This window comes from Staphylococcus borealis, from assembly GCF_001224225.1.
Taxonomy (GTDB): domain Bacteria; phylum Bacillota; class Bacilli; order Staphylococcales; family Staphylococcaceae; genus Staphylococcus; species Staphylococcus borealis.
In genome coordinates this window covers 312042-338479 of sequence record NZ_CUEE01000001.1, presented here as the reverse complement: position 1 = coordinate 338479, position 26438 = coordinate 312042, and the positions used below count along the sequence as shown (strand labels likewise).

At 35.5% G+C, this 26438-nt stretch carries 23 protein-coding genes and 2 pseudogenes; 16 read left to right on the top strand and 9 right to left on the bottom strand.

Features of this window, described 5'->3' with window-relative positions; all coding sequences use genetic code 11:
* The first annotated feature begins 80 nt into the window (after positions 1-80).
* From xylB to AK212_RS13740, 5 genes and pseudogenes are all read left to right on the top strand, one after another.
* A complete protein-coding gene (gene xylB, locus AK212_RS01685) occupies positions 81-1574 on the top strand; it encodes a xylulokinase (protein ID WP_156304893.1) in 1494 nt (497 codons plus the stop codon).
* Positions 1575-2093: 519 nt separating this feature from the next.
* On the top strand, positions 2094-3140 hold the full coding sequence (locus AK212_RS01680) for a PTS sugar transporter subunit IIC (RefSeq protein WP_053028818.1): 1047 nt from the start codon (positions 2094-2096) through the stop codon (positions 3138-3140).
* Between the two features lie 2 nt (positions 3141-3142).
* On the top strand, positions 3143-3829 hold the full coding sequence (locus AK212_RS01675) for a serine dehydratase beta chain (RefSeq protein WP_053028817.1): 687 nt from the start codon (positions 3143-3145) through the stop codon (positions 3827-3829).
* Positions 3830-3842: 13 nt separating this feature from the next.
* Positions 3843-4739 carry an L-serine ammonia-lyase, iron-sulfur-dependent, subunit alpha gene (sdaAA, locus tag AK212_RS01670; RefSeq protein WP_053028816.1) on the top strand — a complete coding sequence of 299 codons (897 nt, stop codon included), beginning with the start codon at positions 3843-3845 and terminating at the stop codon, positions 4737-4739.
* Positions 4740-4918: 179 nt separating this feature from the next.
* Positions 4919-5086, top strand: a pseudogene (locus tag AK212_RS13740) (hypothetical protein); the annotation flags it as partial.
* A 232-nt stretch (positions 5087-5318) separates the two neighbouring features.
* Here AK212_RS13740 and AK212_RS01660 read toward each other — a convergent pair.
* Positions 5319-5813 (bottom strand): GNAT family N-acetyltransferase, encoded by a 495-nt coding sequence (locus AK212_RS01660; RefSeq protein ID WP_053028812.1) that lies wholly within the window; start codon positions 5811-5813, stop codon positions 5319-5321.
* A 157-nt stretch (positions 5814-5970) separates the two neighbouring features.
* Between AK212_RS01660 and srtA the strand changes: the two genes are divergently transcribed.
* Both srtA and AK212_RS01650 read left to right on the top strand, forming a co-directional pair.
* Complete coding sequence (gene srtA, locus AK212_RS01655) at positions 5971-6573, top strand: class A sortase SrtA (RefSeq protein ID WP_053028810.1); 603 nt, start codon at positions 5971-5973, stop codon at positions 6571-6573.
* 270 nt (positions 6574-6843) lie between these two features.
* Positions 6844-7641, top strand: coding sequence for a Cof-type HAD-IIB family hydrolase (locus AK212_RS01650; protein ID WP_053028808.1), 798 nt, complete (start codon positions 6844-6846; stop codon positions 7639-7641).
* Positions 7642-7707: 66 nt separating this feature from the next.
* Here the strand turns inward: AK212_RS01650 and AK212_RS01645 are convergent, their stop codons facing one another.
* Positions 7708-8700, bottom strand: coding sequence for a D-lactate dehydrogenase (locus AK212_RS01645; protein WP_053028806.1), 993 nt, complete (start codon positions 8698-8700; stop codon positions 7708-7710).
* 318 nt (positions 8701-9018) lie between these two features.
* Between AK212_RS01645 and AK212_RS01640 the strand changes: the two genes are divergently transcribed.
* The 3 genes from AK212_RS01640 (at position 9019) to AK212_RS01630 (ending at position 12456) form a co-directional block, all read left to right on the top strand.
* Entirely contained in the window at positions 9019-9675 is a 657-nt protein-coding gene (locus tag AK212_RS01640; RefSeq protein WP_053028804.1) for an NAD(P)H-dependent oxidoreductase, read from the top strand.
* A gap of 222 nt (positions 9676-9897) precedes the next feature.
* The gene (locus AK212_RS01635) at positions 9898-11391 is read left to right on the top strand and encodes an aldehyde dehydrogenase family protein (protein ID WP_053028802.1); all 1494 of its coding nucleotides are present in this window, start codon (positions 9898-9900) and stop codon (positions 11389-11391) included.
* Between the two features lie 156 nt (positions 11392-11547).
* The gene (locus AK212_RS01630) at positions 11548-12456 is read left to right on the top strand and encodes a phosphate/phosphite/phosphonate ABC transporter substrate-binding protein (protein ID WP_053028801.1); all 909 of its coding nucleotides are present in this window, start codon (positions 11548-11550) and stop codon (positions 12454-12456) included.
* A gap of 211 nt (positions 12457-12667) precedes the next feature.
* Here the strand turns inward: AK212_RS01630 and AK212_RS01625 are convergent, their stop codons facing one another.
* Positions 12668-13474 carry a VOC family protein gene (locus tag AK212_RS01625; protein WP_053028799.1) on the bottom strand — a complete coding sequence of 269 codons (807 nt, stop codon included), beginning with the start codon at positions 13472-13474 and terminating at the stop codon, positions 12668-12670.
* Positions 13475-13895: 421 nt separating this feature from the next.
* A pseudogene (locus tag AK212_RS01620) lies at positions 13896-14178 on the bottom strand (GNAT family N-acetyltransferase).
* A 173-nt stretch (positions 14179-14351) separates the two neighbouring features.
* On the opposite strand from AK212_RS01620, the gene AK212_RS01615 reads away from it, so the two are divergent.
* From AK212_RS01615 to mhqD, 5 genes are all read left to right on the top strand, one after another.
* Complete coding sequence (locus AK212_RS01615; RefSeq protein WP_053028797.1) at positions 14352-15314, top strand: metal ABC transporter solute-binding protein, Zn/Mn family; 963 nt, start codon at positions 14352-14354, stop codon at positions 15312-15314.
* A 168-nt stretch (positions 15315-15482) separates the two neighbouring features.
* A complete protein-coding gene (gene mhqR / locus AK212_RS01610; protein ID WP_053028795.1) occupies positions 15483-15917 on the top strand; it encodes a MarR family transcriptional regulator MhqR in 435 nt (144 codons plus the stop codon).
* A 63-nt stretch (positions 15918-15980) separates the two neighbouring features.
* Positions 15981-16949 carry a ring-cleaving dioxygenase MhqE gene (gene mhqE, locus AK212_RS01605; protein WP_053028794.1) on the top strand — a complete coding sequence of 323 codons (969 nt, stop codon included), beginning with the start codon at positions 15981-15983 and terminating at the stop codon, positions 16947-16949.
* A 15-nt stretch (positions 16950-16964) separates the two neighbouring features.
* Positions 16965-17870, top strand: coding sequence for a VOC family protein (locus AK212_RS01600; protein ID WP_053028792.1), 906 nt, complete (start codon positions 16965-16967; stop codon positions 17868-17870).
* A 13-nt stretch (positions 17871-17883) separates the two neighbouring features.
* A complete protein-coding gene (gene mhqD, locus AK212_RS01595; protein ID WP_053028791.1) occupies positions 17884-18477 on the top strand; it encodes a methylhydroquinone degradation carboxylesterase MhqD in 594 nt (197 codons plus the stop codon).
* Between the two features lie 60 nt (positions 18478-18537).
* On the opposite strand, the gene AK212_RS01590 is transcribed toward mhqD, so the two are convergent.
* Complete coding sequence (locus AK212_RS01590; protein ID WP_156304881.1) at positions 18538-19572, bottom strand: YkvI family membrane protein; 1035 nt, start codon at positions 19570-19572, stop codon at positions 18538-18540.
* A gap of 256 nt (positions 19573-19828) precedes the next feature.
* Here AK212_RS01590 and AK212_RS01585 point away from each other — a divergent pair, with 256 nt between their 5' ends.
* Positions 19829-21610 carry a cation:proton antiporter gene (locus AK212_RS01585; protein WP_053028789.1) on the top strand — a complete coding sequence of 594 codons (1782 nt, stop codon included), beginning with the start codon at positions 19829-19831 and terminating at the stop codon, positions 21608-21610.
* A gap of 109 nt (positions 21611-21719) precedes the next feature.
* On the opposite strand, the gene AK212_RS01580 is transcribed toward AK212_RS01585, so the two are convergent.
* From AK212_RS01580 to AK212_RS01565, 4 genes are all read right to left on the bottom strand, one after another.
* Positions 21720-23684 (bottom strand): fructose-bisphosphatase class III, encoded by a 1965-nt coding sequence (locus AK212_RS01580; protein WP_053028788.1) that lies wholly within the window; start codon positions 23682-23684, stop codon positions 21720-21722.
* A gap of 184 nt (positions 23685-23868) precedes the next feature.
* Positions 23869-24483, bottom strand: a complete 615-nt coding sequence (uptA, locus tag AK212_RS01575; RefSeq protein ID WP_053028787.1) for an undecaprenyl phosphate transporter UptA — start codon at positions 24481-24483, stop codon at positions 23869-23871.
* A 189-nt stretch (positions 24484-24672) separates the two neighbouring features.
* Positions 24673-25671, bottom strand: a complete 999-nt coding sequence (locus AK212_RS01570; RefSeq protein ID WP_053028786.1) for a ThiF family adenylyltransferase — start codon at positions 25669-25671, stop codon at positions 24673-24675.
* Positions 25671-26438: a thiazole synthase gene (locus AK212_RS01565; protein ID WP_053028785.1), complete on the bottom strand. Its 768-nt coding sequence runs from the start codon at positions 26436-26438 to the stop codon at positions 25671-25673. Before AK212_RS01565 ends, AK212_RS01570 begins: the two co-directional genes overlap by 1 nt.

The following is a 26438-nucleotide window of genomic DNA, read 5'->3' as shown; positions in this document are numbered from 1 at the left end:
TTATATAAAATAAAAAGATATTGAATTGCTTACTTAATATGTAATAAAATGTGCGCTTACAATTGATTGATAAAGGTGGAATGGTTGTGGAAGACGTAGTATTAGGAATTGACTTGGGTACCAGTGCAGTTAAAATCATTGCGGTTAATCGACAGGGTGAAGTGATTGCTTCGACAAGTGAACCTTTAACCTTGATACAAAGCCGTGCTGGCTATAGTGAACAAGATCCAAATGAATGGTTTGAAGCGGTGAAACAAGGGATTAAACGTATAAATCAAGCACCTGAAATGGCAAATTATAGTGTTAAAGGGCTATCATTTTCAGGGCAAATGCATGGCTTAGTGCCTCTAGATAGCAATCATCAACCGGTACGTCACGCGATTCTTTGGAATGACACACGCAACTCCGAACAATGTATGCAAATCAAAGACATATATGGAGAAAGATTAAATGGCAATCCAATACTTGAAGGATTTACGTTACCTAAGATGCTTTGGATGAAACAACATGAGCCATTATTATGGGAACAAGTGAGTGTCTTCGTATTGCCTAAAGACTATGTGCGTTATTGTTTAACAGGCCAAATACATATGGAATATTCAGATGCGGCGAGTACACTATTATTAAGTCCAAAAACACATGATTGGACTAAAGATGTTGGTGAACGTTTAGGTATTGGGGATATTTACCCACCTTTAGTGCGTTCGACAGAAGCGGTTGGCGAAGTACGCTCAGAACTAGTGGAAACACTTGGTTTTAAATCACCTGTGAAAGTTTATGCTGGTGGGGGAGATAATGCCTGTGGCGCAATTGGAGCGGGTATCATCAATGGTAATGATACGCTTTGTAGTATCGGAACTTCTGGTGTTGTCCTTAATGTAGAAAGTGAAGGTTATACTGAATACACTAACAATATCCATTTCTTTGATCATAGTGTGCCTCAAACATTTTATGCTATGGGTGTGACGTTAGCTGCGGGTTACAGTTTAAATTGGCTTAAACAAACCTTCTTTGAACAGGATAGCTTTGATGATATTGTTCAACAAGCCAGTACGTCAGCCATTGGCGCGAACCATTTATTATTTGCACCATATTTGGCAGGTGAACGTACACCACATGGAGATGCATTTATACGTGGCAGTTTTATTGGTATTAATGGCAGTCATAAGAAAGCGGATTTTGCGAGAGCAGTGCTAGAAGGTATTACCTTCTCATTATATGACTCTATACAATTAATGCGAGAAGCAGGTAAGACGATAACGCATATCACTTCAATCGGTGGCGGTGCCAAAAGTTCATTTTGGTTACAAATGCAAGCAGATATTTTCAATGCGACGATCAGAAAATTGAAACATGAAGAAGGGCCAAGTATGGGCGCGGCAATGATTGCAGCTTATGGATTGAACTGGTTTGACAGCTTTGATGCATGTGTTGAGAAATTTATTGATGTTGCTCAAACCTTTGAACCAGACGCTACAAGACACGCGCAATACGAAGCATATTATAAAGTATACAAAGACATTTACCATCACACACATCAATTAACAGAAGCTTTATTAAAGATTGAAGATTAATCATTCAAATCGACAATTAGGATAGAACCAAATGAGCGTTAGCCTTTTAGGAGAGAACGCAATAAAAAGATGATAAGAAGAAATGCTACAAGCCAAGCAAGTTGGGCGTGGAACAATGAATTCATAACAAATTCTGCTCCACGCCCGTTTATTGTGCTAAAAACTTAATAATTTAAATTTTACAATTTTTTCATTTGTGAGCAGTTTGTTATGTAACTACAAATTGACACGTTAAAGTGAATATATAACAAAATAAATGTGTACAATTTAACTAATTATTACAAATATTAGTGTTGCCTTGAAAAGGATTACAAAGGTAGTTTTAGCGGTGTAAAATAACTAAAATTATTTAGATTTTTTCAAAAGATTTCAAATTAAAAATATTTTATCCTCAAAAAGTCTCTTAATGTGATTTATTTCACAAATTTACATTTTTGTCACTGAATAAGTCTTGAAATCGTTTTCTAGAGGGTGTAGTATGACTATGGTTCTTAAATAAATTGAAAGAGGTTTTGGGGAATGAATATTATTTTAGGAGTGGGTACACTCGTATTAGTGCTTATCGTTATGACGCTATTCTTAAACTTTGCGCCATACGGTAAACAAGGACTACAAGCATTATCAGGAGCTGCTTGTGCGACTTTCTTACCACAAGCATTCCTAAGTTACGCTATTGGTGGCGTATTCCATATTGAATTTTTACAAACTATAGGAGACTTAGCAGGAAGTCTTGCAGGTGTTGCAGTTGGTATCTTAACTTGTTTGAAAATGGGTATCTCACCTGTATTTGCAGTCATTGTTGGTCTCGTATTACATGACTTTAAATTATTACCAGCATTTATCGCAGCGTACCTTATTTCATTCGGTATTAAATTTATCGAGAAAAAAGTACCAGAAGGCTTGGACTTAATTGCTGTGATTTTAATTGCTCCAGCAGTTGTATTTGGTTTAGCAACAGCTATTAGCCCAGGGGTTATGGCTGTATTACATCAAATCGGTGGCGCAGTTACATCAGTAGGAGACAGCAATCCATACGCATTAGCAGTTATTTTAGGATTAGTTATTCCTGTAACGGGTATGACACCACTAAGTTCAATGGTATTAACGAGTTTATTAGGACTAACTGGTATACCAATGGCTATCGGTGCATTAACATGTACAGGTTCATCATTTGTTAACTATGTATTATTCAGCAGACTTAATATTGGCGGAAGTAAATCAAAAGCATTCGCAGTATTTGTTGAACCATTAACACAAATTGATTTAATTGCAAAATACCCTCTACAACTATATGGTACAAACGCAATTATCGGTGTAGTAAACGCATGTATCGTAACATTTAGTGGACTTGTTATCGGTGTTAAAGGTATGGCAACACCAATTGCAGGTGCAATCGTATTATTCGGATTTAACGATGCTACAAAATCAATTATCACAATCATTACAGTTGCAGTTGTAAGTGTTATCTTAGCATTTATCTTCAGTACATTAATTAAAAAATTCAACCTAATGGACATGAGTATTAAATTGCCTAGTAAACAGAAACAACCTAAGGAGAGTGTTTAATTATGGCTACTAAAAAAAGCTACGATTATCAAAGCGCATTTGATATTATTGGGCCTGTCATGATGGGACCTTCAAGTTCTCATACAGCAGGAGCAGTTAAAATTGGTAATGCTGCATATGCAGTATTAGGTGGCGTACAGCCAGATAAACTCACAATTCATTATTACGAATCCTTTGCGCAAACACATCAAGGACACGGTACGGATTTAGCCATCGTTGGTGGTGCAATGGGTTACAGCACTTTTGATAGTCGTATTAAAAGTTCATTAGCAATTGCTAAAGACCAAAATATCGAAGTGAACATTATTGAAGAAGAAGGCGACAGTATTGGTGAACATCCTAACTGTGCGTATCTTGTTGCAGAAGGTAATGGACGTCACATTGAAGTCATTGGGAATTCAATCGGTGGCGGTACAATTAAATTAAAACGCATTAGCGTAGAAGGTCTAGACATTGATTTTAACTATGGTTTACCTATCTTAGAAATGGATGGGGCGGCAAATAAATCAGAAGTTAATCATTTTATCAATGATGTAAGTGAACTTGGTGCTGACATAAAAGAAGAAATGACACAAACGGGCGATAATTTCAGTTTAGCAGTATTACCACTAAACAAGGCATTATCTGAATCAACGTTAGATCAAATTAAAGAAAAATATAGTCACTTAAATATATCCTATATTAAATAGAGGGGGATTAAAGATGTTTGATTCAATTAGAGAAACAATAGACTACGCAGTCGAAAATAAAATGTCTTTCGCAGATATTATGATCCAAGAAGAGATGGAACTTTCAGGTAAAACACGTGACGAAGTTAGAGAAACAATGAAACAGAACTTAGACGTCATGAGAGATGCTGTAGTTAAAGGATCAACTGGCGAAGGCGTTAAAAGTGTAACAGGTTATACTGGTCAAGATGCGATTAAACTTGCTAAATATAATGAAAATAATCATGCTTTATCAGGCCATGAAATGGTTGAAGCAGTGAAAGGCGCCGTTGCTACTAACGAAGTAAACGCAGCAATGGGTATCATTTGTGCAACACCAACAGCTGGATCCTCCGGAACGATTCCGGGCGTATTATTTAAATTAGAAAAAACACATGACCTTACAGAAGAACAAATGATAGATTTCTTATTCGTTTCATCATTATTTGGTCGCGTTGTTGCTAATAACGCAAGTGTTGCAGGTGCTACAGGTGGTTGCCAAGCAGAAGTTGGTTCAGCTTCAGCAATGGCTGCAGCTGCTGCGGTATCCATCTTCGGTGGTGAACCTGAGGCATCTGGTCACGCAATGGCACTAGCGATCAGTAACTTACTTGGTCTAGTATGTGACCCAGTAGCTGGTTTAGTTGAAATTCCATGTGTAATGCGTAATGCAATTGGTTCTGGTAACGCATTAATCTCTGCTGACTTAGCATTAGCTGGTGTTGAAAGTAGAATTCCAGTGGATGAAGTTATCGAAGCGATGGATAAAGTAGGACGTGGCTTACCAGCTGAATTAAGAGAAACAGGACTTGGTGGTTTAGCAGGTACACCAACTGGTGAAGCAATCAAACGTAAAATCTTTGGTGAAGCAGAAGTGAATAGCTTCTCATAATCCCACCATAGTTATAAGTCATTCTTGAATGTCTGTGAGGCATTTGAGGATGGCTTTTTTATTTAGTCATAGGTGTGTCATGTAAATGATTTAAAATTGCATATATTTATCAGAAAATTAAAAAAGTTATTGCAAAATTTCACCAATACAGATAAAATAACTCAAAAGGGGATGATGATATGCTAAGGTTATGTATCATCTTTTTTGTATTCGTAACTAACACAACTATCACACAATTATGGACTGTCGAGGGAACATGGGAGAATCTCTTACTACAATCAATGTCATTAAGTATGATTATTGTATTCCTATTTTATTATGTGGGTTTTGTGATTGCGGAGAAAAAGAGGAAACAAATAGAAACGTTATTTAAAAAAGAAATTTTTCACGAGAAAGAAGACCTTTTTGAAAAAGACGATAAAAGAAGGGAGCGGGACAGAATTCTTTTGAATTCGTCGTCCCACCCCCGCAAGGATGACTAGAACTGAGAAAAGCTTGATTTAAGCGCCTTCTCAGTTCAGTCAGCTACTGCGAATTTGCTAAATAGCATTATTATATTATTTATGTCCCAGACTGTTTTTATTTTGCATGTAAATCATATTGGTAAAATGCTAGGTCTAACCATTGATTAAATTTGTAGCCAACATTCGTAATGGTGCCTGCATGTTTAAAGTTAAACTTCTTATGTAATTGGATACTACTGTTATTCGACGCATCGATACCGGCTACAATGGTACGATAATTCTTCGATCTCGCATCGTCAATAAGATGTTGTAGTAATTGGGAAGCAATGCCTTTGCCACGATTCGATTGATCAACATAGATTGAATGTTCAATAGAATATAAATAGGCAGGCCAATTTCTAAACTGACCATAAGTCGCAAAACCCACGGCTTTACCTTCATATTCAAATACAAATATCGGTTCTTGTGCTTGATGTTTTGCATCAAACCAAGCTTTTCGTTCATCTAGTGTTTGGACATCATAAGTATAAACGGCTGTTGAATGTAATATTGCGTCATTATAAATAGCTAAGATTGCCGGTAAATCTTCAAGTACTGCTTCTCTAATCATTATGGCACCTACTTTTCAAAGTTTGTTTCAGTTTATAGCGAGAATTGTTTTGTTGCAACTGTATGTCATTAAATATGACACGATGAATTAAATTAAACTTATGAAGTAAAAGTGATATACTATGACCTAAGAAAGCACGTTAAAGGAGTAACACATAATGAAGAATTGGATCAATCGATTGATGACAATCATTGGGGTCATCCTCATTTTAATAGCAATATATTTATTTGCTAAGCCACACATTGATAATTATTTACATGACAAAGATAACGACAACAAAATTGAACAATATGATAAAAACGATAAGTCAAATAGTAAGCAAACGCCGACAATTCCTAAAGACAAATCTAAAATGGCTGGTTATATTTCAGTACCAGATGCAGAAATTAAAGAACCTGTTTACCCTGGTCCCGCGACACCAGAACAGTTAAATCGCGGTGTGAGCTTTGCTGAAGAGGATGAGTCACTAAGTGATCAGAATATTTCTATTGCTGGTCACACATTTACCGATCGACCACATTACCAATTCACTAACTTAAAAGCAGCTAAAAAAGGGAGTAAGGTTTACTTTAAAATAGGGAATGAAACACGAGAATATAAAATGACAAGTATCCGTGATGTTAATCCAGACCAAGTGGAAGTCCTTAATGAACATAAAGGCGAGAAGAATCAATTAACATTAATCACTTGTGATGATTATAATGAACAAACTGGCGTTTGGGAAAAGCGTAAAATATTTGTTGCGAAACAAGTGAAATAATGAATTACCTTAAAAGTTAAAGCATTTAAGTGTTTAGATTTAAGCATTACTTAAATTTAGAAACGTAAGTTAATCGGAGTGAAACAGTACATTCATTAAGGATTCTGTTTCGCTCTTTTTAATTTAGCTATCAAAATGAAGGACGTTATTTTTAGCGTTTGTATACAATTTCAGAATGTGAATATAGTTTCATCATGAAAGCGTAAACTTCAACCTTAAAGAGATGACAGATATAATAAATGTGAATACAACGGACTAGGGGGAGTACACATGGTTAAAGCAATAGCAGTAGACATGGATGGCACGTTTTTAGATTCAAATAAGCATTATGATAAAGACCGTTTTGAGAAAATCTTCAAAGCATTAAAAGAACGTAATATAGAATTCATAGCCGCAAGTGGCAATCAATTTGCGAAACTAAAATCTATATTTGGCGAAAGAGATATGTTCTTTATTTCTGAAAATGGTGCAGTGATCTATAAAGGAAATACGCTATACAATTATCGTAGCTTTAATACATCGAATTACAAAGCAGTGGTTGATTATTTAAATATTGAGCGAAATATTAAAGAATTTATAGTTTGTGGATTGAAAAGTGCCTATATATTGAAAGACACGAGTGAAGCTTTTAAGAAAGATGCACATTTCTACTATCACCAGTTAGAGGAAATTGATTCTTTTCAGCCTTTGCCAGAAGATGAATATGTCAAAATTGCATTAAATATCAACAGAGACACACATTCAACATTAGATGAGGATCTAGAAGAAAAATTTAGCGACATCATTAAACTCGTATCTAGTGGACATGATAGTATTGATATTATTATGCCAAACATGACAAAAGGCCAAGCACTTCAGCGTTTGTTAAAAGCGTGGGATATGTCTGCTTCTGATTTGATGGCATTTGGAGATGCGAACAATGATAAAGATATGCTTGAATTAGCTGAGCACAGCTATGTTATGGCTAATAGTCATGATGAAACATTATTTGAAATCGCAAAAGCAGTCGCACCTAGCAATGATGAACAAGGCGTCTTACAAGTGATAGAACAAGAAGTATTGAAATAACTAAAAAAATCAGGAGAATACGCAACTTAAAGCGTTCTCCTGATTTTTATTTATTAAACACATATCTTAGTTTAATTGAGTTTCACATTTACCAGTATTAATAACTGATAATGCTGCGTTTAATCCGCCTTCAACTAAATTTCTCACAGCTTCATCAGAGAAGAATGCGATATGTGGAGTGACCAAAATACTTTCATGTTCAATTAATTCTAATAAAGTTTCATCTTTGATGTCTTTACCAGTCCAGTCATAAGTGAAGTAGTCTGCTTCGTTTTCATAAGTATCAATCGCAGCACCGTATAATGTACCATCGTTAACTGCTTTAATTAATTCTGGTGTATCAATAACAGCACCACGAGCCGCATTTACTAATACTGCACCTTTTTTCACTTTAGCGAACATATCAGCATCGAATAAGTGGAAACTTTCTTTGTTTGCTGGTACGTGTAATGAAATGATATCAGCATCAGCAATTGCTTCTTCAACTGAATCTTTATATTCTAAGAAGTCTAAAGAATTGTTAGGGTATGCATCGTAACCTACTACTTTAGCTCCGAAACCAGCATAAATTTTACCAGTTGCAGCACCGATACGTCCTGTACCGATAATCGCTACTGTCATATTTTTAACAGGTGTAGACATGATAGGCGCAGCCCATTTGAAATTATGTTCTTGAACACGTTTTTCAATTGCAGGGAAACGACGTACTAATTGTAAAGCGATAGACACTGAATATTCAGCAATTGTTTCTGGTGAGTAGCTAGGTACATTTGAAATGATGATGCCATGTTTTTTAGCTAATTCTAAATCGTACATGTCGAAACCAGCAGTACGTTGAGCAATTTGTTTAATTCCATATTCTTCAAGTTTTGGATAAACAGATTCTGCTAATTTACCAAATTGCATTGTAGTGACACCATCGAAACCTTTAGCTAAATCAACTGTATCTTCACTTAAGATTTCTTCAGTTGTAACAACTTCAACATTGTTTGCTTTACCCCAGTTTAAAGCGTCATTTTTCTCGTAGTCACGAGTTCCATAAAACATAATTTTTGTCATTTTAATAACCTCACTTCATTTTGTATGAATTTATAATTAATAAATAAGTTTTCCTAAGTTGTCTATAGAAATGTGAATTATTAATAGGAATAATGATTTGAAACATCTCTATTACTTAACTTACAAATATATTATATTGTGAATTTATTCACAAATCAATAGGGAAATTGAAATTTATTTTTCAATTGTTAAAAATTTCACATAAAAATGGTAAATTTCCATTTATTTTTAATTGATGACAATTGTAAGCGTATAACTTTAGGCTAAAGGAAACGTCTTATATAATCAAATTAATATAATCTAAGGAGGAAATATTTTATGAGTTCGATGCAAGATACAATCCTAAACGCGTTTAATTTCAGACATGCAACGAAGGAATTTGATCCAGAGAAACATGTGAGCAATTCAGATTTTCATACAATATTGGAAACAGGGCGCTTATCACCAAGTTCATTAGGGTTAGAACCTTGGCGTTTTATTGTTCTAGAGGATGAAGATTTAAAAGAGAAATTAAAACCTTATAGTTGGGGTGCACAAAAACAACTCAGCACTGCTAGTCGTTTTGTTATTATTCTTGCACGCAAAAATGTGACTGCTGACTCAGACTATGTGCAACATATCGTTCGAGGTATCAAAAAATATGAAGAAAGTACGATTCCAGCAGTAGAAGACAAATACAATGACTTCCAAACAAGTTTCCATATTAACGATAACGAGAGAACATTGTTAGATTGGGCAAGTAAGCAAACGTATATTGCTTTAGCTAATATGATGACATCTGCAGCATTATTAGGTATTGATTCATGTCCTATGGAAGGATTTGATTTAGATAAAGTTACTGAAATTTTAGCTGAAGAACAAGTTATAGATACAGAACAGTTTGCGCCATCTGTAATGGTTGCGTTTGGCTATCGTAAACATGATCCTAAAGCTAAAGTACGTCAACCAGCCGATGATGTCATCGAATGGGTTTAATAAAGTGTAAAGAGAGCGTCTTGGACATCAATCAATGTCTCAGACGCTCTCTGTTCTTAACGTTTAACTACTTACAAATATGGAAACGAGATACAAGCAAGTTAGTGTATTTAAAAATTTAAATAAGGTAAAATAGCATTAGCTTTAAGCAAACGCTTACATTTGATGTAAACACAACGCACATATGGTTTTTCATAAATTTTTATAAAGGGATGATGAAAAATGACAAAAGTAAACGTTAAAGATTTCTTAGAGGAACAATACGGTTTATTTATCAACGGTGAATTTCAAGCAAGTGAAAGTGGAGACACATTAACTGTAACTAACCCCGCTAATGGTGAAGATTTAGCTAAAGTAGCCAAAGCAAGTAAATCTGATGTTGATAAAGCAGTTAAAGCTGCACAAGATGCTTTTGACAGTTGGAGTAAAACATCTAAAGAAGAACGTGCGGATTATTTATTAGAAATTAGTCGTCGAATTCACGAAAAGGTTGAACACTTCGCGACAATTGAATCACTTCAAAATGGTAAGCCTTATCGAGAAACATCAACAATTGATGTGCCATTAACAGCCAATCAATTTAAATATTTCGCAAGTGTATTAACGACTGATGAAGGTTCAGTCAATGAAATTGATGACAATACAATGAGTTTAGTGATCAATGAACCAGTTGGTGTCGTTGGTGCTGTCGTTGCATGGAACTTCCCAATTCTGTTAGCTTCTTGGAAACTAGCGCCAGCATTAGCTGCAGGTAATACGATCGTAATCCAACCGTCGTCTTCAACACCTTTATCATTAATTGAACTTGCAAAAATTTTCCAAGACGTATTACCTAAAGGTGTTGTGAACATCTTAACAGGTAAAGGTTCTGAATCAGGTGACGCGATTTTCAATCATGAAGGCGTTAATAAATTATCATTCACAGGTTCTACGGATGTAGGTTATGGTGTTGCTAAAGCAGGTGCTGAACGCATTGTACCAACAACATTAGAACTCGGTGGTAAAAGTGCAAATATCATTTTTGATGATGCTAATTTAGATTTAGTGATTGAAGGCGTTCAATTAGGTATCTTATTTAACCAAGGTGAGGTTTGTAGTGCAGGCTCACGTTTATTAGTCCAATCATCAATTTATGATAAAGTAATGCCGAAACTTAAAGAAGCGTTTGAAAATATTAAAGTAGGCGACCCATTCGATGAAGATGTCAAAATGAGTGCGCAAACAGGTCCAGAACAACTTGAAAAAATTGAAAGTTACGTTAAAATTGCAGAAGAAGATAGCAATGCTAATATCTTAACAGGTGGTCATCGCTTAACTGACAATGGACGTGATAAAGGATATTTCTTCGAACCAACAATTATTGAAATTAACGACAATAGCCATCAATTGGCACAAGAAGAAATTTTCGGACCAGTTGTCGTTGTTGAGAAATTCGAAGATGAAGCAGAAGCAATCCAAATTGCGAACGATTCTGAATATGGTTTAGCAGGTGGTATATTCACGACAAATATTAATCGTGCACTAAACGTGGCTAAAGCGATAAGAACAGGTCGTATTTGGATTAATACGTACAATCAATTCCCAGCTGGTGCACCATTCGGTGGTTACAAAAAATCAGGTATCGGTCGAGAAATTTATAAAGATGCAATCAAAAACTATCAACAAGTTAAAAACATCTTTATCGATACAAGTAATGAAACTAAAGGCTTATACTAAGTTAATACGTATATCAATTACAAACTGAATCAGGGCTATCTGCAAAGTCAAAGACTTTGTGGATAGCTTTTTTATACATTTACACTTCTTTATAATAGAAATACGTTATAATACAATTTAAGTCTTTAAAATTTATATTTTACAAAAGGAAAAATGATGAAAAAAATAATTGTATTATTCATGAGCTTTATCGTGCTCGTCGTCGCAGTCAGTGGTTGCTCACCAAAAGAGGACAAACGTTCAAACGATTATAAACCAGAAACGCTAAATGTTGAATTTGTACCTTCACAAAATGCAAAGACATTAGATGCTAAAGTTAAACCTTTACAACAACTGCTATCAAAGGAATTAGGCATTCCTGTGAAGGTACATATAGCAACTAACTATAATACGATGGTAGAAGCATTAAAATCAAAAAAAGTAGATGTGGCCTTTATTTCACCTGTGTCTTATACAATTGCGCATGATCAAGGTGCTGCAGATGTACTATTAAAATCTAAAGGTTATTTGGTAGATGATAAAGGACATCCAACTTCGAAATTGGTCGACTACTATCGTTCGCAAATTGTAGTACGTCAAAATAGTCATTTACAGACGTTAGAAGATTTAAAAGGTAAGAAGGTAGGGTTACAAGATCCAGAATCTACGTCTGGATATATTTATCCTATGGCTAGCTTAAAAAAGGTACATATCCATCAAAATGACATTGAAATTGCTCAAATCAAAGGTCATGATCAAGCATTGATAGCATTGTTAAATGGTGATGTCGATGCTGTAGCAACATACCAGGATGCACGTGCAGATTTAAAACGTGATTACCCAAATATCTATAAAGATACTAAAGTGATTTATAGAACGGAAAAAATACCTAATGATACGATTTCAGTGCGTAGTGATATGGATCAACAATGGAAAACAAAAATCAGTAACGCATTTTTAGAGATGAGTAAAACAAAGAAAGGTCAAACAATACTGACAGATATTTATGGACATCAAGGCTATGAGAAAGCGAAAGATAGCGATTTTGACACAGTAAGAAAGTATCGAAAGCTTGTTGAAGAATAAAAAATAAGGGAGCGGGACAGAATTCTTTTGAATTCGTCGTCCCACCCCCGCAAGGATGACTAGAACTGAGAAAAGCTTGATTTAAGCGCCTTCTCAGTTCAGTCAGCTACTGCGAATTTGCAAAATAGCTTCATTATATTATTTATGTCCTGGACTCTTTTAAAATGACATGTTTATTAAACGATGGCAAGTAGTGATTAAACGAATCATTCTATCCAGGAACTACGCTTGTATCACTATGAATTGTAATATCGAAACCTTCAGGTGACGTTATATTTTCTTCTTTAGCGTTTGGTTTATAGATATCAAAGTGAACTAAGCCGTAAGTATTGTCATTATCTGTTCTAACTTGATTTGATTGCCAAACATTAGCGGCGATATGATGATGATAATTTTGTGTAGACATGAATAAGGCTTGTGGGAAATTAGAAATATGTTCTAATCCAATTTGTTCAATATAAAAGTCACGTGCCTGTCCTAAATCGTGTGTTTTAAGATGTAAGTGACCGATTTTGCCATCAGCTGGCCAACCAGCCCAACCGTCTTCTGTACGTTGCGCAATTAAATCATCCGCATCTACAGCAAGTGTATCCATTTTTACGAAATGACCGTCCCATTGCCATTCTTCAGATGGACGATCTTGATATACTTCAATGCCGTTACCTTCTGGATCATTAAAGTATAATGCTTCACTAACAAGGTGATCGCCACCACCTACAGGTACGTTTAAACGACTAGCGTGGAATAAAAAATTTGCTAAATCTGTACGTGTAGGGAGTAAGTAAGCAATATGGAACAAACCAGCTTCTCTAAATCCTGGACGACGTCCATCTTCAAGATAGTGTAAAGTTAATGTATGTCCATTTGCGCCAACATTGAAAATTACGTGTTGGTCGTCTTGTTCTTTAATTGAAAATCCAAGAATGTTTTTATAAAAGTTAGTCATTTTAGTTAAGTCTTCAACGTTCAATGTAATATTCGTAACTTGTGTTGCTTCAGTAGTGTGAAATGCATTCATAATGTAGTGCCTCCTAAGATGAATGGCTCATCTTTATTTATTATTTATATTAAGTATAATAAATATACTGCTAATCATTAAATTAAGCAAGAAAGTTGTTTTCTAAATTTAAATGCATGAAAAAAGGGAGAGGGACAGAATTCTTTTAAAATTCGTTGTCACTCTCCCAGCTTGCTTTGCTTGTAGAATTTCTTGAGTGAAATTCTCTTTGTTGGGGCCCCGCCCGCAAGGATGACTAGAACTGAGAAAAGCTTAAATTAAGCGCCTTCTCAGTTCAGTCAGCTACTGCGAATTTGCAAAATAGCATCATCTTATTATTTATGTCCCAGGCTCACTATACAAGCCTGATTATAGCCTAAAAGCTCTGTATCGATTTAATGTGCGTGAACGCTTATGTGCGCGTCGTTATATTTGCAGTGGATTATCCTAGATAAACATCTTGATAATCTTCATTTTTTTTCTAATACATTTTTCGCAAATGGACAAGATGCGATAATTTTTAAGTTGTTTTCTCTTGCATAATTGACGACAGCTTCAACTAATTGTTTGCCTAAACCTTGTCCACCTAGTTCATCTGCAACGCCAGTGTGATCAATATCAATTTCATTATTATCTACTTGTTTAAACGTAATGACTGCTTGCGCATTGTGTTCATCTTCTCCAACATAGAATTGTTGGTTACCTTGTTTAATGTCTAGTGCCATATAACGTCACTCCTTTAATAATGTCATATTTATATGTATCACTTTTGAAGCAATCCGAAACATGCATGAACTAAATATTAAAATACAAAATATATAATAAATATAAATATTGCATTATTACATTATTAAAGCTATAGTTGTAAACGAATTTGCTACGTCTTGGAGGGGTCTGTGTGAAGAGGATAATCTATTTCTTTATTGTTTTGTGTCTCTGTATGGCTGTAACGGCTTGTAGCACAGAACAATATTCGAGTGCCAAAAAGAAAGATATTTCAATGGATAATAAATTAAATATTTATACTACAGTATTTGCATTTGAAAGTTTCGCTAAACAAATTGGTGGCAAATATGTCAATGTTGATACGATTTATCCTCCGGGTGCAGACACGCATACATATGAACCAACACAAAGAGATATGATTAATATTGCAAAAAGTGATGTGTTTATCTATTCAAGTGACGACCTAGATCCAGTTGCCAAGACGATTACAGAATCAATGACGAATAATGATATGAAATTAGCCGTTGCGGCTGATTTAAACCACCATACATTACTTGAAGAAGACCATGATCATGATGAACACGAGCATCAACATAATCATGAAGCGGGCAGTCATGATCCTCATGTTTGGCTAGACCCAGTACTAGATAAGCATTTTGCAGAAAAAATTAAGAATGATTTAGTCAAAAGAGACCCTCAACACAAAGCATATTATGAACAGAATTTTAAAAAATTAAATCAAGATTTAACAGATTTAGATCAAAAATTAAAAGTAATTACTGAACATCCTAAAAGGCATAAAGTTATTATTTCACATGATTCATTAGGTTATTTAGCAGAACGTTACCACTTCCAACAAGAGGGGGTAAGTGGTATGAATAATGAAGAATCAAGCCAAAAGGATATTCTTGCACTTATTAAACAAATTAATCAATCGAAGCAACCCTATATACTCTATGAACAAAATATTACTTCTAAGATAACGGATGTGATTCGTGACGAGACTAATGCAGAACCATTAAGTTTTAATAATTTGTCTGTATTATCAAAAGAACAAGCTAACGATAAAGATCTAACTTTCCAATCAATCATGAAGAAGAACATTAAAGCATTAGATAAAGCATTAAATCATTAAAAACAGTCATTAGTATTCCCTGTAACCACCATTTCCATGCTTATTTCTTTTTGAAAAAGATAGTAATCAAACGCGCATAAATTTATAATAAAACTAACATATTGACGATAAGTTGAAATACGTGTACAATTTATCTCGAAATCGAAATAAATTAAAGGTGGTGCGTTAATGGATCGCACGGAACATTCATTGAAAGCATTTATTGGTCTTAATAGAGCATTAGATAGATTAGAAAAAATCGTACAACAAGATGTGAAAAACTATGGACTGAATGTCACAGAATTCGCAGTATTAGAATTACTTTATAGTAAAGGCCCACAACCGATTCAACGTATTAGAGAAAGGGTGCTCATCGCAAGTAGTAGTATTTCATACGTAGTGAGTCAATTAGAAGAGAAGGGTTGGATTACGCGCGACAAAGACCCATCAGATAAGCGCGTATATAATGCAACGCTTACCGACAAAGGGCAACAATTTATGGCAGACATTTTCCCGCAACATGCTGCTACGTTAGAACAGGCGTTTTCTGTTCTATCAGAAGAAGAATTGATGACGATTCAACAAGCATTCAAAAAATTAAGTGCACAAACAACAGAAGTGTAGACCTGTGCACTTTAATTTTTTAACTTAATTTATCTCGAAATCGAAATAAATGGAGGATGACTTATGACAGACACTAATTTGTTAGGTATTCATCACGTAACGGCGATTACAGATGATGCTGAACGTAACTATAAATTTTTTACTGAAGTACTTAGTATGAGACTTGTTAAGAAGACGGTAAACCAAGATGATATTCAAACGTATCACACCTTTTTTGCAGATGATGAAGGGTCAGCAGGTACTGATATGACATTCTTTGACTTTCCTGGTATACCACAAGGACGTAAGGGGACAAATTCGATTACGAAACCATCGTTCCGTGTGCCAAATGATGAGGCTTTAATCTATTATATGAAACGTTTTGATGCGTTTGGTGTGAAGCATGAAGGAATCCAAGACGTATTAGGTAAGAAGGTATTGCCTTTTCAAGAAGCAGATGGACAAGATTATCAATTAGTATCAGATGAGGGCGATAGCGGCGTGTCACCTGGTAAACCTTGGAAGAACGGCCCGGTTCCTGAGGATAAAGCGATTTATGGTTTAGGACCAATCGAAATTACGGTCAGCTACTTTGATGATTTCAAGCGTTTGTTAGAACGTATTTATGGCATGCGAACAATCATAGATGAAGACAATGTAGCATTGCTCGAAGTTGGTGACGGTGGTAATGGTGGTCAAGTGATTCTAAGAAGAGATGAAGATGGCCCAGTTGCTGTTCAAGGATATGGTGAAGTACATCATGTATCATTTAGGGTTAAAGATCATCAAGCGATTGAACAATGGTTGCACAAATACAATGACATAGGTATTCCTCATTCTGGTTTAGTAGATCGCTTTTATTTTGAAGCCTTATACGCACGTCTAGGCCACATCTTGTTGGAAATTTCTACTGATGGTCCTGGATTTATGGAAGATGAACCATATGAGACGTTAGGTGAAAAATTATCATTACCGCCATTTTTAGAGGATCGAAGAGAGACAATCGAATCTCAAGTACGACCTTTTGATACTACGGGTAAAAGTGATAAGTAAAGGAGGGATTCACTGATGGAACCTATTACACATATTCATCATATTTCGGCGATTGTTGGCGATGCGCAAGAGACGTACGATTTCTATACGAATGTATTAAACTTATCGTTAATTAAACAGACAGTAAATTTTGATGATACGTCAACGTATCATTTGTATTTCTCAAATCACAAAGAACATCAAGATATGGTGCTCACTTTCTTTAATTGGCCAAATCGTTATAGAGGGCGTATTGGTTCAGGTCAAGTTGGACGATTAGCGTTTAGCATACCGAAAGATAGTATGGCGCATTGGGAAATGAAATTACATGCGAATGGTATCCAAACCCGTCAGACGGTCTCTTTCAATCAAGCCACATTGGAATTTGAAGATCGTCATGGATTGACATTAGCAATGGTTGAAAGTCATGAAACACATGCGAACAATGACATCATAGGATTTCACGGTGTTACGATGTTATCAGCTGATCCACAAGCAACAGAAGCATTACTACGTGATGATTTGGGACTAGAATACATTCAAGAAACAGATGACAATGTACAGTATCAAACTGTGGGTAGTGTGCACCATCAAATTATAATTCAGAAATTTATAAATCCACAACCTGTACGTTGGGGTGGCGGCACCTTCCATCATATTGCGTGGTCAGTCCCAAATGACGAGGTACATGTACAATGGCGTGACTATCTTCTAAATAAAGGAATGCATGTGACGGATGTGAAAGAACGATTTTATTTCCATGCGATTTACATGAAAGAACCTGGCAAATTAATCTTTGAATTTGCGACTGCTGGTCCTGGCTTTATGATCGATGAAGATGTAGATGAGTTAGGTAAACAACTACAGCTACCACCATTTTACGAGGACAGACGATACGACATTGAATCTCAATTAACACCGTTAAGACTAAATGAAAAATAAGGAGTGTGGATTGATGGAACATATTTATAGACCAGGTAAAGATAATGCACCGACATTAATACTGTTACACGGAACCGGTGGGGATGAAACAGATCTGATTCCACTCGGCACAGCTTTAAATCCTGATTTTAATCTATTAGGTATTCGCGGAGAAATTAATGAAAATGGTATGAATCGTTATTTCAAACGCCTTGCAGAAGGTGTCTACGATGAAGAAGATTTAGACTATCGTGGTCAACGGTTGTTAGATTTTATATATGACGCCGCTGAACGTTATCATTTTGATTTGACTACATCAGTCTTAGTTGGGTTCTCTAACGGCGCTAATATTGCGATTAACTTAATGTTACGAGACACAGCACCATTTAAAAAAGCCTTGTTATTTGCGCCACTGTATCCCATTGAAGTAACCACATCAAAAGATATGAGTGACGTAGAAGTATTATTATCTATGGGCAAACATGATCCAATTGTTTCAATGAGTCAGAGTGCGCACGTGATGAATTTATTTAAACAACAGGGCGCACATGTAACTGAAGTATGGGTGAATAGTCATGAAATTACACAAGCCGGATTAATGCAAGGACAAGAAATCCTGAATTCATAATGAAAAAAGACTCAAAGATGTATGGCTAACGTCTTTGAGTCTCTTTCAATGTATTTTCAATTATTTAGATAATACGACGTGTTTAAATCCTTGATACAAAATTGGGATAAGGAGTATGAAACCAAATAATCCCATGATGGGGAAGACTTTTCCGATTAAAGAAATAAAGCCGATAAATGTACATATAAATGTAACGATAGCCATCGCAATGATGAGTACAAAGTACCCTTTGGTGAATGGCTCTGTAAAACGCGATGCAAAAGCATACATAAGACCAACAATTGTATTATAGATAACTAAAATCATTATAATCGACATCATTGTACCTAATAACGGTGAAATATGATTAGCCAGTAGTAGCGTTGGCAATGCAACAGATTGAATGTGTTCAAATTCTGTAACGAGCCCTAGATTAATCATCAATAGTAGTAATGTAATGATGATACCGCCTAAGATGCCACCCCATAACGCCGACTGACGATGTTGCATGCGACCGCCCATTACACTTAAAAAACTAAACGCGGCTGCGATTTGTAGGCTCGCATAATTTAATCCATCAAACCACCAACCGAGTGATAAACCGTGTTGTTCATTGAAGCGGTTCGCTGCACTAAAATTAACATTTCCTGTAATAAAATAATAGATGGCGATAATAGAAACAACAATGACTAGGAAGGGTGTCACCATACCTAAGACGGTAATCAGACGTTCAAATTTAAGAAACAGTGTCATTAGAATAAATAATACTAATAGCAATGAACTTAACCAATAAGGTAATCCGAAACTTTCATGTATGGTTGAGGCCCCACCTGCAGTCATAATCATTGCTAAAGAGAATAAAAATAAAGTTAAAATAATATCAAAAATACGTGCAATCATTGGATGTAAATAATATTGAATAGACTCTGAATGGTTATGAGATTGAATCGTAAAGCCAGTGTTTAAGACGAAGACGCCTGCTAACGTAATGATTAACCCCGTAACGATAATACCAGCAATACTATAGCTACCATGACTCGTGAAGAACTGAAATATTTCTTGACCAGTCGCAAAACCAGCCCCAACGACAACACCCACAAATGCGAAAGCTACCATTATAGACTCTCTAAAAAGTTGCACAATAAAAATTTCCTTTCAAATCATTACTTAATTCATATAGTTTAAACGCAATTATCTATTTTAGACGAAATGAGGTTAGAAATAAATAGGAAAGTTTACCCGAAGTGAACATTGTGTGTCCGACAAAGGCATTAACAACTTGTTTATAAATTGGTAATGCAGGTGTAACCAAAGTTTGATAGTATGACACAGTATTGAAAAAAAGTTGATTCTTATTGAGGAAGGTGTAGGTATGTCATTAGATTTACCTGTCATGTTAATCATTGTGCTATTTTTAGCGTTGGGCATATTTAGCCAATGGTTAGCGACGCAAATTAAGTGGCCATCCATTGTAGTGATGTCGATTGTCGGCTTACTCATTGGGCCAATCTTGGGACTAGCAAACCCTCAAGAAACATTGGGGGCTGAGGTCTTTAGTCCTATCGTGTCATTAGCTGTAGCGGTAATCCTATTCGAAGGCAGTAGTAATTTGGATTTTCGTGAATTAAGAGGCATTTCTAAAGCGGTTATTCGAATTATTACCATCGGCGCAGCTATCGCTTGGGTGCTCGGTGCGATTGCATTACATAAAATTTTAGATTTCCCAATTGCTGTAGCGATTGTGATGGGCGGGTTGTTCTTAATTACTGGCCCAACTGTGATCCAGCCATTGTTAAAACAAGCGAAAGTGCGTAAGAGCGTAGATTCTATTTTAAGATGGGAAAGCATTATCTTAGATCCTATTGGTCCTATACTCGCATTAACTGCGTTTTATATTTATCAAATATTTGAACAGGGCTTCGGTGTTCAAGTCATTTTAATTTTCATTTTGAAAATTATAGCAACAGCCATTATTGGTTTTGGCGCATCATTCATTTTCAATTGGTTAATCCAACGTGATTTCATCCCGCAGAATTTGATGCCTTCGATTCAGTTAGTGTTTATTTTGTTAGTATTCAGTATTTGTGATCAAATATTACAAGAATCTGGCCTATTAGCTGTAACAATTTTTGGTTTAATGATGGCGCGTTATAAGAGACATGATTTAATTTACAAGGAGTCAGATCATTTCATTGAAAATGCATCCTCTATTCTTGTATCGACTGTCTTTATTTTAATTACATCATCATTAACATCATCGGTATTAATGGATGTTTTATCATGGCAATTAGTAGTCTTTGCGATTGCAATGATTGTCTTGGTACGTCCGATATCAGTGTTACTATCAACGATAGGTACAGAAATCACGAAAAGAGAACGTGCGATTGTTGCTTTAATGGCACCACGAGGGATTGTTGTTTTAACTGTTGCGCAATTCTTTAGTGGGTTATTTCTAGATAACCATGCTAGAATGGCGAGTTATATTACGCCTGTAACCTTTGGTCTTGTGTTTATTACGGTAGTTATATATGGATTTAGCTTTATTCCTTTAAGCAAGTTGTTTGGTCTAGCAAGTACGGAACCACCAGGTGTCATCATCGTTGGTGAAAGTGAATTCTCATTCCACTTAGGTACAAAACTACGTGAACATGATATACCAGTTATGGTATTTAATCTATTTGAGAATACATCAGATAAAGCGGAAGAACTTGGCTTTGAGGTGTTTAAAGGGAATCTATTATCAAGTAGTGATCGAATATATGCAGATTTAATTCGTTACAATAAATGTTTATTAATGACCAAGTCATTTATTTTTAATAGTTTAGCTTTTAATGAGTTGGTACCGGAGTTCGGCTTGAATCATGTGAGTATGATGCCTGTGTCCTTTACTGACGAACAGGCACGTAATAATTTAAATGGACCGCTGCGCAATCACATTTTATTCGATGAATTACATAGTCCAAGATGGTTTGATAATACGATAGCTAATAAAAATATTGTTGAAATATCTGCGGAAGCATACGATAACATTACTGATAATGACATGATTCTTTATCATATTGATGATAGTAGTGTGGTGTCATTTAATAAGAGTACTAAACCGATACCGCAATATGAACATGGGGTATACGGCATCTTAAGAGATGTATATTAGAAAAGGATTATGATGAGTTTTTAAATAATGCTTAATAGGGAGTGAGACAATGAATTTAAAACAAATTCTGTCCCACTCCCATAATTTTGTATATCAGTCTAGTCAAATGTTAGTTCAAATATCTATCGTGCATTAATAATTTTAAGATGCGGATTTGTTCTTGGAGTACTTTACCATCGTTGGTATCTCTAATTTTTTTACGTTGTAATTCTTCATCAACCACTCGGCGAACAGATAATTCATCTGCGCCATCTGATAATACTTTATCTCTTGAATCGAAATGTTGATGAGCGACTAATTGCATGCCGAATGAATTGTACAGTAATGTATAGCCAGCAATGCCAGTTGTTTTTTGATATGCTTTCGAGAAACCACCGTCGATTACTAACATTTTGCCATCTGCTTTAATAGGGTCTTCACCATCTATTTCTTTTACAGGTGTATGACCATTGATGATTCTACCTTCATCTGGATTAAGACCAAAGTCTTTTAACATTTTACGAATCATATCCACATCTTCTCGTAAATAGTAATATGGATTTTTAGGCTCTTTATGAGAAGCTTTGTCTTCGATGAAGTAACGTTCGAATGTTGTCATGGCTCTTTTACCAAATAAAGAACTATATTTACCAGTCCATAGATACCATACTAAATCAGTAGATAAGTCATCTGTTATATCTTTGTAATCGTACGCGTAACGTACATGTCTTTCGAAGACATCTAATAGGTCACGTCCTTTATGTTGTTCACCTTCAATTTCAAACGACTCCATTTCTCCGTGTTCATCAACAGGTATACAGCCATGGATGAGTAAATTGCCGTTATATGGAAGGTAAAGTTTGCCTTTCTTCATCAAGAAGGACATGTGACGTTTTAATTTCTCAGATTGTTGGAATGAAAGCAACAATTTATTCATTACTTCTTCTTCTTCAGGTAATAATTTACCAGGATCTTCTGGATCTACGGTACTGAAACATGTATCTTTTAAAGGATATGTTTTCCCATAAATGGTGATTTCATTTGTATCATAGTTAATCTGTTCCAAGACTAAGCGATCTTCCATTTCAAAGCTAGGACGACGTTTAATGATTGGCATTTCTAGTTTGAATTGAATCATCGCAATCGCTTGATGGATTTTAGTGATTTGATTCTCTTCAAGTTTAGATAATCCAACTGGTTTATCAGGACGTTTCTTCGGTTTGAATGATGGATTATTGCCGCTATAATGTTCTTCTGCAAGTGTTAATAACGGACGTAAATTAATGCCATAAGCATCTTCAATGATGTCTAAATTGTCATAGCGTGCACATATGCGAAGTAGGTTAGCTAAACAGACTTTAGAACCTGCATAGGCACCAATCCATAAAACATCATGGTTCCCCCATTGAATATCAACAGAGTGATAGTTGATTAACGTGTCCATAATCTTATCAGGTTGCGGACCACGGTCATAAATATCTCCAACCACATGTAAATGGTCAACGACAAGACGTTGAATACTATAGGATAATCCAATAATTAAATCATCTGATTGCTCTAACTCGATAATTTGATTTACCAATGTTTCATAGTAGGATTTCTTATTGTTAAATTCGTTATTTTTATAAAGTAGTTCTTCAACAATATATGTATATTCTTTAGGCAATGCTTTACGTAATTTTGAACGTGTATATTTTGATGAACAATAGGTAATCAAATCAATTAATTGTTCAATTGTAGTGATATACCAAACATTTAATTTACCTTTTGAGTCGAAATTATTTTTAACGAGTTTTAATTTTTCTTCAGGATAATAGACAAGCGCAGCTAAGTCATCAATTTCTTTTTGAGATAACTTTTTAGCATAAAGGTCATTAATTTTAGAACGAACGTTACCAGAGCCATTACGCAATACATGTTGGAACGATTCATATTCACCGTGAAGGTCACTGACGAAATGTTCTGTGCCTTTTGGTAATTCTAAAATCGACTCTAAATTGACGATTTCTGTTGCCAGCTTTTCAGGGCTATCAAATTGTTGTGATAATAAATCTAAATACTTCTCTCGTAATTCACTTTCAGTCGTTTGTGTCATCGTATTTCACTCCTGTTTGGAATTGATATTCATTGTAGATCGTTTATAAAACCGCTTACATTAATTATCTTTAAAACGCCTCACTTTTTCAATGGTGATGCTTAAAATGTCAGAATTAATTCTTAAAATACGACTGTTAAACAAAAAAGCCTCAGTCACCAATGGATTCTGAGGCTTTCACGTATTACTTAACGCGGTTTCTATTTTTAAAGAATATTCTATAAAGCACGTAAAGAACTGCAAGAATAATAATCACGTACATAATGTATGAGTATGTGTGTAAACCGGCCATTAAGGCGTCGAAACTACCGCTTAACATACGACCGAGTAAGATTAAGGCAAAGTTCCAAATCGTCGTACCTAATAATGATAAGACGACGAACGTAACAACATTCATTTTATTAATACCAGCTGGGATTGTGATGAGTACACGTAATACTGGGATAAAGCGACATAGCAGTACAGCCCATGCACCATAACGTTTAAACCAATCATTAGCGCGCTTAACATCTTTACCTTTCAGCTTAAACCATTTACCATGTTTGTCTACAAAGCGATAAATACTGTCTTCATTAATTAGACGGCAAAGATAATACAAGATGAGTAACCCGATAAATGATGCGATTGTTGAAATTAAGAATAGGAATGGTATAGATAAACCAGATTTAACCGACATCAAACCAGCAAACGTAAGTATAATTTCAGAAGGGACGACAGGTAATACATTCTCTAATAAGATAAGAATGAATATGGCTGTATAACCCCATTTACTAATAAAATCAGTAATTAATTGTTCCATTTATATATAAGAACTCCTTTTAGAAGCGTTCGAGACATCACAACGCAATAACTGCGAAAGCCATATACGGCGTCGAAAACATCTCGATCACATTAATTTTTACCATTTGATTTCAAAAATAAAAAATTCATAGTAAATTCATTATAATAAAATTTACTATGAATTGCTTGTATAAACTAATGACAACCGTTATTTCATTGCTTTTAAATAGTGTTGATAGAGTTGCGTTGCCTCTTCATCATCTTCGACACCATAGACATTCATACGGCCATCTTTAAATAAAGTGATTTCGTAATGGTCATCTTTAATTAATTTTGCGAAAGACGTGGCCTTCACAATTGCTCCAGGAAGATGATGTGCATGTTGAAAGACATTGGGCTGATATCGGAAAAGGTAGGTACGGCCACATAAACTTTCAATATGGTGTTGTTGTTTTGTTTCTAAGAGTGAATAGTGTCGATTGGCACATACGTCACAAGCAGGGTCGTGTAATATATCGACGTTCATCGCTTTGTAATCGATCCGCCATGTATCAATCGTAATTAATTTCTTTGAAAAGCCTTCCCCTGATAAGTAACGTAGCACTTCAGAAACTTCGTAACTCGCCACTTGTGAAATAATAGGGGGTAAAACACCGTTAATCGCACAACTCTCACCACTGGATGGCATGTGTTTTAAAAGACATTTTAGGCAAGGGCCTTTGAAATCAATACCATAAACGGTTCCTTTATTGCCAACAGCTGCGCCATAAACCCAAGGGATTTGGTGCTTATGACATACTTCATTTATGAGATAGCGGATTTTGAAATGGTCCATGCCATCAATGATGATATCGGGTTTAACGTCGGTGATAATATCTTCAATATTAGATGAAGTGATTTCTTGATAATACGTTTGTACATCTACATGATGATTGATGTCTGCGATATGTTGTTGAACAGCATGTACTTTAGGCACCATATTGAATGCATCTGCCTCAGTGTACAATGCTTGTCGATGTAAATTAGACGTTTCAACAATATCCATATCAACAATTGCGATGTGATGTGCACCCATACGAGCAAGAAGTTCAGCAACATGACTACCTAATGCGCCGGCACCTAAAATAAGCAACGTTGCATCCGATAAAGCATGTTGGCCATTCGCACCAAACGGTGAAAATCTCATTTGCCGATTGTATCGTTGCATTATAAGAATCCTAAACCTTCAGTTGGGCTTGATGCTTGGGCAGTGTATTTTACTGGAATTCGTCCTGCTTCATAAGATAAGCGACCAGCGTGAATGCCTAACTTCATTGCTTCTGCCATTTTCACAGGGTCTTTCGCACCTGATACTGCCGTATTTAAAAGGATGCCATCAGCACCTAATTCCATCGCATGACATGCATCTTTAGGTGAACCAATACCTGCATCAACAATAACTGGTACATTTGAATTCTTAATAATGTAGCTCAAGTTCAGTTGATTATTAATACCGCGACCTGTTCCAATAGGTGAGGCTAACGGCATAACGGCGTGCACACCTAAATCTTCTAAACGTTTAGCTAAGACAACATCGTTAGAAATGTAAGGACATACAATATAACCGCGTTCAAGTAATACTTTACAAGCTTCGTAGGTTTCGAAAGGATCAGGTAATAATGTTTCATCATCACCTATAACTTCTACTTTAATCATGTCACATACACCCGCATGTTTAGCAATTTCTGCAATACGAATTGCTTCTTCAGCTGTTTTAGCGCCAGCAGTATTTGGAAAAGTGATAAAATCTTTTAAATTTATATTTGCAAGTGGGTTAGGTAAATTTTTATCGTACAGGTTCATACGTCTAACTGCGAACGTAAGTACATTTGTTTCCGATGCTTTAATCGCTTTAGTTTGGATGTCTTCATTTTCAAACTTTCCTGTACCTAATAACAAACGAGAGTGTAATTCTAAATTGCCGATTTTAAACAT